A 6,949-nucleotide genomic window follows, 5' to 3' on the forward strand; every position below is an offset into this window, starting at 1 on the left:
AGCGCTCGGTCACTTGCCTGCGTTGATCGTCGCGGACTGCACGGCGCTGTCCTTGACGTTCCACTTCTCCAGGACCTTCGTGTAGGAGCTGTCCTTGATGATGGCGTCGAGGGCTTCCTTGATGGCGTCGCGGAGCTGGGTGTTGTCCTTGGAGACGGCGATGCCGAAGAGGCCGACGTCGGCCTGCTGGCCGGCGACCTCGAAGTCGTTGCCGCCGCCCGAGGTCTTCGCGGTGTACGCGGTGACCGGGTAGTCGTTCAGGTCGGCGACGGCGCCACCGGCCTTGACGCGGGTCTGGGCCTCGGCGTCGGTGTCGAAGGCCTCGATGGTGAGCTTGTTGTCACCGCACTTCTCGGCCTGTGCCTTGAAGGTGTCCTCGTACGTGGTGCCGCGCTGGACGGCGACCGTCTTGCCGCACAGGTCGTCGAGGGACTTGATGTTCTGCGGGTTGCCCTTCTTGACGAGGAGCGAGACGCCGGAGGAGAAGTAGTCGACGAAGTCGACGCCCTTGCCGATCTTCTGGCCCTTGTCGTCCAGGCCTTCCTGGCGCTTCTTGTTGTCGGTGATCGACGACATGGCGATGTCCTGGCGGCCCGTCTCCAGCGAGGTGATCAGGCCGTCGAAGGTGCCGGAGGTGAACTCGAACTTCACGCCGAGCTGCTTGCCGAGCTCGGCCGCGATGTCGGGGTCGACGCCGACGATCTTTCCGCCCTCGGTGAACTCCATCGGGGCGTACGCGGCGTCCGTGCCGACCTTGATGACGCCCGCGTCCTGGATCTTCTTGGGCAGCTTCGCGAACAGCGGGGCGTCGCTGGTCTTGTCCTTGGTCGCGGAGCCGTTGTCGGTCTGGTCGCCACAACCGGTGAGGATCAGGGCGCCGGCGACCGCGATCGCGCCGACCGCGGCGATCCGGGACCGGGCGGCGGTCGTACGACGACGGGTGATGCTAGCGGTCATGAGCTGGTTCCTCCGGCAGGTGGAAAGCATCCGAGAGCGGTCGTGCACGCACCTTCGAGTGTCGCGACCATGTGTGATGACGGCATCTTGCCATTCGGACTGACGCATTCAGGCTGCCCATCAGGTCAAAATCAGATAACGGACAACCCCGATCACCCAACAGGACTGCGGGCCAAGCCCCCAGAAGCCGAACAAACGCCTGTGACCAGGCGGTTTTGCCTCACTTTTTGCGGCACGTCTCGCCTGGCGGACAGAGAGCTTTGGACTTTTAGCCAAAACCAGGACAAGCACCCTATGGTCGAGCAGGAATCGACTCGTCTGGGCGAGCGTTCTTCCGGTAGAACAGATCCTTACACCCCTCATCCGGGGCTCAGGGCGCGCGTGCGGCGCGCCCGCGCGTACGAACCTCCCCTTCGTGGAGACGGGCCAACCGTCGACGCGGAGTACGGACGCGGTGCCCGCCCACCCCTTAACCAGGAGTGGCCACCCTCAACGATTCAAAGGACCTAAGGGGTCACACACAGTGGCAGCGGAGATCGTCAACCCTCGCAGTGACAGCGTTACCGACAACAATCCCGACGCGGTGTTCGCGCTGCACCGGGGCGGCAAAATGGCCATCCAGGCCACGGTGCCGGTCAACAACAAGGACGACCTGTCCCTCGCGTACACGCCCGGCGTGGCGAAAGTGTGCAGCGCCATCGCCGAGCAGCCGGACCTGGTGAACGAGTACACCTGGAAGTCCAACGTGGTCGCCGTCGTCACCGACGGTACGGCCGTGCTCGGGCTCGGTGACATCGGTCCCGAGGCCTCGCTCCCCGTGATGGAGGGCAAGGCCATTTTGTTCAAGCAGTTCGGTGGAGTGGACGCGGTTCCGATCGCGCTCGCCACCAAGGACACGGACGAGATCATCGAGACGGTCATCCGTCTCGCGCCGTCCTTCGGCGGGGTGAACCTGGAGGACATCTCCGCCCCCCGCTGCTTCGAGATCGAGCGGCGCCTCCAGGAGGCGCTGGACATCCCGATCTTCCACGACGACCAGCACGGCACGGCCATCGTGACGCTGGCCGCCATGCGCAACGCCGCGAAGCTCACCGGTCGCACCCTCGGCGACCTGCGCGCCGTCATCTCGGGCGCGGGCGCGGCGGGCATCGCCATCGCCAAGATCCTGGTGGACGCGGGCATCGGCGACGTCTGTGTCACCGACCGCAAGGGCGTCGTCTCGAGCGACCGCGAGGACCTGACGGACGTCAAGGCGGAGATCGCGGGCCTGACCAACAAGTCGGGCCTGTCCGGCTCCCTGGAGCACGCCCTGGCGGGCGCGGACGTCTTCGTCGGTGTCTCCGGCGGTACGGTCCCGGAGGAGGCGGTGGCCTCCATGGCGAAGAACGCGTTCGTCTTCGCCATGGCCAACCCGAACCCGGAGGTCCACCCCGACGTCGCGCACAAGTACGCGGCGGTCGTGGCCACGGGCCGTTCGGACTTCCCGAACCAGATCAACAACGTGCTGGCCTTCCCGGGCATCTTCGCGGGCGCCCTGAAGGTCCGCGCCACGCGGATCACCGAGGGCATGAAGATCGCCGCCGCCGACGCCATCGCCGGTGTCGTGGGTGACGAGCTCGCCGCCGACTACGTGATCCCCTCGCCGTTCGACGAGCGCGTCGCCGCGGCCGTCACGGCCGCCGTCGCCGCGGCGGCGAAGGCCGACGGAGTGGCCCGCCTGGCCTGACCGACACGCTGAGCTGTACGGGTGAGGCCCGGCCGGAGTGATCCGGCCGGGCCTCTTCGTGTGTGCGGCGCCCCCGGGCGCCGGCGTTCCCGCCGAGCGGAGCGCACCCTCCCCGCCCCCGAACCGGGAGGGGTCGCGCCGTCTGTCCTTGCCGGGCGCGCGAATGGGGCGCGGGAACGCAAAGGGAATGCGGTGGGAATGACAGGCTCATGACGAGCGCGCCGCATGGCTGAATATTACCCCCTCCCGGGACCGCTCCCGACGTTCCGTTCAGGGTCCTCCAGCGGGCAAACCGCCTGGTACGGACGGTATTTGGGAAGCGGAAAGCCAATTCCGGTCCGGCGCTCCGACGATTCCCGGCCTCTGGTCAGACGGGGCTACCGACCGGTAGCCTCTGGCGGCATGTTCGCTGCCTACGCCGCCCGAATCGACCGAGACCAGCCGCTGAACGGCCTTGAGCTGGGCGACCGCCCCGCACCCGCCGTCCGGCCCGGCTGGGTGACCGTCAACGTCCGAGCCGCCTCGCTCAACCACCACGACCTGTGGTCGCTGCGCGGAGTCGGCCTCGGCGAGGACAAACTGCCGATGATCCTCGGCTGCGACGCCGCCGGGACCGACCAGGACGGCAACGAGGTCGTCCTGCATTCCGTCATCGGCCAGAGCGGCCACGGTGTCGGCCCCGACGAGCCGCGCTCGATCCTGACCGAGCGCTACCAGGGCACCTTCGCCGAGCAGGTGACCGTCCCCGCCTGGAACGTGCTGCGCAAGCCCCCCGAGCTGTCCTTCGAGGAGGCCGCCTGCCTGCCCACCGCCTGGCTGACGGCCTACCGGATGCTCTTCACCAACGCCGGGGTGCGCCCCGGGGACTCGGTGCTCGTCCAGGGCGCGGGCGGCGGCGTCGCCACCGCCGCGATCGCCTTGGGCAAGGCGGCGGGCCTGCGGGTCTTCGCCACCAGCCGCGACGAGGCCAAGCGCCGGCGGGCGGTGGAGCTGGGCGCGGTGGAGGCGTACGAGCCGGGCGCGCGGCTCCCGCAGCGGGTGGACGCGGTCATCGAGACGGTGGGCGCGGCCACCTGGTCCCATTCGGTGAAGTCCCTGCGCCCGGGCGGCACGCTGGTCATCTCCGGCGCCACGAGCGGCGACCGCCCGGCGCACGCCGAGCTGACCCGCATCTTCTTCCTGGAGCTGAAGGTGGTCGGCTCGACGATGGGCACGAAGGACGAGCTGGAGGACCTGCTGTCCTTCTGCGCGGCGACGAGTGTACGGCCGGTCATCGACGAGGTGCTGCCGCTGGACCGGGCGCGCGAGGGCTTCGCGAAGCTCGAATCGGGCGACCTCTTCGGCAAGGTGGTCCTCACCACCTGAGTCTGTCAATCAGGGTTGACACCCCCTCCCTTGTCAACCTAGATTGACAGGCATGACGGACGCCACCGATCTCGCCGAACGGGCCGGAGACCAGGACCCACGCGTGGGCCTGCGTTCCGTGGCCGCCCTCCGCAGGCTGCTGGAGCAGCTGGAGGCCGTACAGGTACGCAGCGCCCGCGCCCAGGGCTGGTCCTGGCAGGAGATCGCGGCCGAGCTGGGCGTCAGCCGGCAGGCCGTGCACAAGAAATACGGGAGGCTCTGATGTTCGAACGCTTCACCCCGGACGCCCGCGACGCCGTGACGGGCGCGGCGACCGAGGCCCGCCGGGCCGGGGCCGCCACGGTCACCGAGGAGCACCTGCTGCTCTCCCTCATGACCCTGGGCGCGCTGGACCCCCTCGGCGTGGACGGGCCCGCCCTCGCCGCCGACCTCGCGGCGAGCCGCCGCCGGGGCGGCATGTCCCGCGCCGACGAGCAGGCACTGGCCGGCCTCGGCATCGACCTCACCGAGGTCGTCACCCGCATCGAGGAGACCCACGGCGCGGGCGCCCTGTCCCCGGCCGCACCACGCCGCCGGACCCTCGGCTCCTCGATCCGCTCGGCGCTCGGCCGCCCCCCGGACCCGGGCCGGCGCCACGTCCCCTTCACGCAGGGCTCGAAGAAGGTCCTGGAACAGTCCCTGCGCATCGCGCTCGGCCGCCACGACGACCACATCGGCACCCTGCACCTGCTGCTGGCCCTGCTCTCCCGCCCCGGCACGGTCTCCGAGGTCCTCACGGACCACGGCGTCACCTACGCGACGGCGGAGACCGCCCTGGCCGCCTAAGCCCCGGGACGCAGCCCCGCCGTGATGCGGGCGGCGGCCGCCGCGAGGTGGGCGCGGGCCTCGGCCAGCCGGGCCGGGGTCACGCCGTGGTCGCGGGCCGCGTCGCGCACCTCGTCACGGAAGCGGTCCAGCAGCCGGTCCAGGTCCCGCGCCGGGTCGGAGGTCGGCTCCAGGTCCTCGGCCCAGCCGGACCCCGCGGCCGCCGGGGCCGCCGGGGCCTCCGCGGTCCCCGAACCGCCGCCGCCCAGCCAGGCCCCCGCCAGACTGCTCAGCACACCGCCCGACTTCACGAACTGCTCCTGGAGCTGGGCCGCGATGCGCTGGACCTCCTCGCGCGCCCGCTCCTGGGCCTCCTTGGCCTGGCGGCGGGCCTGCTGGGCCTCCTCGCGGGCCCGGCGGCTCTCGTCCTTCGCCCGGCGCGCCTGCTCCTTCCACTCCGTCCTGGCCTTGCGCAGCTCCTCCTTGGCCGCCTTCCAGGACTCGTCCTCGACCTGGGTGGCCGTCGCGGAGGCCGCGGCCCGCATCTCGCGCCGCAGGTCACCGGCGGCGCCCCGGACGTCGTCGCGGATCTCGGCGGCCAGTTCGGAGACGGAGTCGCGGATCTCCAGCTCCAGGTCGGCCAGTTCACCGACACGGTCGGCCAGTTCGGCTCGGCCCGCCTCGGTGATCGAGTAGACCTTGCGCCCGCCTTCGGTGGCGTACGTGACGAGCCCCTCGGCCTCCAGCTTGGCGAGCCGCGGGTACACGGTGCCGGCGGAGGGCGCGTAGAGCCCCTGGAAGCGCTCCTCCAGCAGGCGGATCACCTCGTACCCGTGGCGCGGGGCCTCGTCCAGCAGCTTGAGGAGGTAGAGGCGGAGGCGGCCGTGGGCGAAGACGGGCGGCATGTCAGAGCACCTTCTTGTTGAGCTGGAGGGGGGCGTCGGCGTCGGCCTGCGGGCGGCGCAGGAGCGCGATGGCGCCCGAGACGGTGGTGGCCCGCAGGGTGCCGGCGCCCGTGCCGAGCGTGCCGGTGATCCGCTTGGCGCCGAGCTGGCCGGAGACCCGCAGGTCCTCGAAGGCGTTGGAGACCCCGCCGGTGGCGGTGTTGGCCTCCACCTTGGCGTCGGCGGGGTGCGGCAGCCGGATCGCGACCTCCCCGGAGACGGAATTGAGGACGATGTCCACCGGGGTGGACGGGGTCCGGTCCGGGGACAGGTCGATGAGCATGTCACCGCTGACCGAGTCGGCCCGTACGCTGCCCCCCGTGCCGTCGACCACCGTCAGGCCGCCGGACACGGAGTGGAAGCCGAGCCCACCCGTGACGGACTGCGCCTCGACACTGCCGGACACGGTGTGCGCCTTGACCCGGCCGGAGAGCCCGACCAGGGTCGCGTCACCCGAGACCCCTTTGACGTCGACGGCGCCACTGACACCGGAGACGAAGGCCGTGGCATTGACGGTGGCCAGCTGGACACGGGTGGCGGCGGGCACGGCGAGAGTGACGGTGACGCTGCGCTCCCAGGCCTTGCGACCGCCGTCGGAGGAGGCGGACCAGGCCTTCCAGGGCTTGGTCTCGAACCATTCCTTGAAGCCCTGGGTGCCGTTCCAGGGCAGGTCCTCGTAGGACAGCGTGAGGACGCCATCGTCCTGGACGACGTGCAGGGGCGGCCCGTCGACCGCGGAGACCTCCAGGCGGGCCGGCCCCTCATCGGCGGCGACCACGTTGACCGTCCCGCCGGCGACGCGGACACGGAGCTCGGTCACCGGGCGTTCGAAGGTGAGCCTCTGGGGTGCGGCGACGGACCACGTCATCTGCTCGGCCATGGTGGTGCTCCTCCTCGTGGGCTGACGCACGCAACATATCGCGTCTTCCCTAGACACGATATATCGCGGCCACCCGAAGTCAACCCATGTGCGTCGCCGCTGCGCGGGGCCATGGACGGGAGGCGGAGACCACCTGGCCGGGGACGGGGACGGGGTGGGGTGTTGGCCGGGACGTAAAACGTGATTTGTGGCGCGACCGAGGTCGCACCCCTGTGACCCGGATCAGGCGCCATAAATCATGCAGTCCCGGTGGTGCTGGTCGCGGCGGTCGGG

General features: G+C 70.6%; 7 protein-coding genes. 4 read left to right on the plus strand and 3 right to left on the minus strand.

Annotation, left to right across the window (positions count from 1 at the left end):
* Positions 1-9: 9 nt before the first annotated feature.
* Positions 10-957, minus strand: a complete 948-nt coding sequence (locus ACWDYJ_RS08695) for an ABC transporter substrate-binding protein (protein ID WP_451564761.1) — start codon at positions 955-957, stop codon at positions 10-12.
* Between the two features lie 523 nt (positions 958-1,480).
* On the opposite strand from ACWDYJ_RS08695, the gene ACWDYJ_RS08700 reads away from it, so the two are divergent.
* The 4 genes from ACWDYJ_RS08700 (at position 1,481) to ACWDYJ_RS08715 (ending at position 4,873) form a co-directional block, all read left to right on the plus strand.
* Complete coding sequence (locus ACWDYJ_RS08700) at positions 1,481-2,683, plus strand: NAD(P)-dependent malic enzyme (protein ID WP_451564762.1); 1,203 nt, start codon at positions 1,481-1,483, stop codon at positions 2,681-2,683.
* 402 nt (positions 2,684-3,085) lie between these two features.
* The gene (locus ACWDYJ_RS08705; RefSeq protein ID WP_451564763.1) at positions 3,086-4,048 is read left to right on the plus strand and encodes a zinc-binding dehydrogenase; all 963 of its coding nucleotides are present in this window, start codon (positions 3,086-3,088) and stop codon (positions 4,046-4,048) included.
* A gap of 52 nt (positions 4,049-4,100) precedes the next feature.
* A complete protein-coding gene (locus ACWDYJ_RS08710; protein ID WP_451564764.1) occupies positions 4,101-4,310 on the plus strand; it encodes a helix-turn-helix domain-containing protein in 210 nt (69 codons plus the stop codon).
* Positions 4,310-4,873, plus strand: a complete 564-nt coding sequence (locus tag ACWDYJ_RS08715) for a Clp protease N-terminal domain-containing protein (protein ID WP_451564765.1) — start codon at positions 4,310-4,312, stop codon at positions 4,871-4,873. Before ACWDYJ_RS08710 ends, ACWDYJ_RS08715 begins: the two co-directional genes overlap by 1 nt.
* On the opposite strand, the gene ACWDYJ_RS08720 is transcribed toward ACWDYJ_RS08715, so the two are convergent.
* Together ACWDYJ_RS08720 and ACWDYJ_RS08725 are read right to left on the minus strand one after the other, a co-directional pair.
* Positions 4,870-5,757, minus strand: coding sequence for a helix-turn-helix transcriptional regulator (locus ACWDYJ_RS08720; protein ID WP_451564766.1), 888 nt, complete (start codon positions 5,755-5,757; stop codon positions 4,870-4,872). The genes ACWDYJ_RS08715 and ACWDYJ_RS08720 overlap by 4 nt on opposite strands.
* 1 nt (position 5,758) lies before the next feature.
* Positions 5,759-6,676 carry a DUF4097 family beta strand repeat-containing protein gene (locus tag ACWDYJ_RS08725; protein WP_451564767.1) on the minus strand — a complete coding sequence of 306 codons (918 nt, stop codon included), beginning with the start codon at positions 6,674-6,676 and terminating at the stop codon, positions 5,759-5,761.
* Positions 6,677-6,949: the final 273 nt, after the last annotated feature.

This window comes from Streptomyces sp. NPDC003042 (assembly GCF_053591315.1).

Excerpts from the sequence above, each read along its gene's own strand:
- ACWDYJ_RS08705 (WP_451564763.1), top strand. The coding sequence starts at position 3,086 with ATGTTCGCTGCCTACGCCGCCCGAATCGACCGAGACCAGCCGCTGAAC.
- ACWDYJ_RS08715 (WP_451564765.1), top strand. The coding sequence starts at position 4,310 with ATGTTCGAACGCTTCACCCCGGACGCCCGCGACGCCGTGACGGGCGCG.
- ACWDYJ_RS08720 (WP_451564766.1), bottom strand. The coding sequence starts at position 5,757 with ATGCCGCCCGTCTTCGCCCACGGCCGCCTCCGCCTCTACCTCCTCAAG.
- ACWDYJ_RS08710 (WP_451564764.1), top strand. The coding sequence starts at position 4,101 with ATGACGGACGCCACCGATCTCGCCGAACGGGCCGGAGACCAGGACCCA.
- ACWDYJ_RS08695 (WP_451564761.1), bottom strand. The coding sequence starts at position 957 with ATGACCGCTAGCATCACCCGTCGTCGTACGACCGCCGCCCGGTCCCGG.
- ACWDYJ_RS08725 (WP_451564767.1), bottom strand. The coding sequence starts at position 6,676 with ATGGCCGAGCAGATGACGTGGTCCGTCGCCGCACCCCAGAGGCTCACC.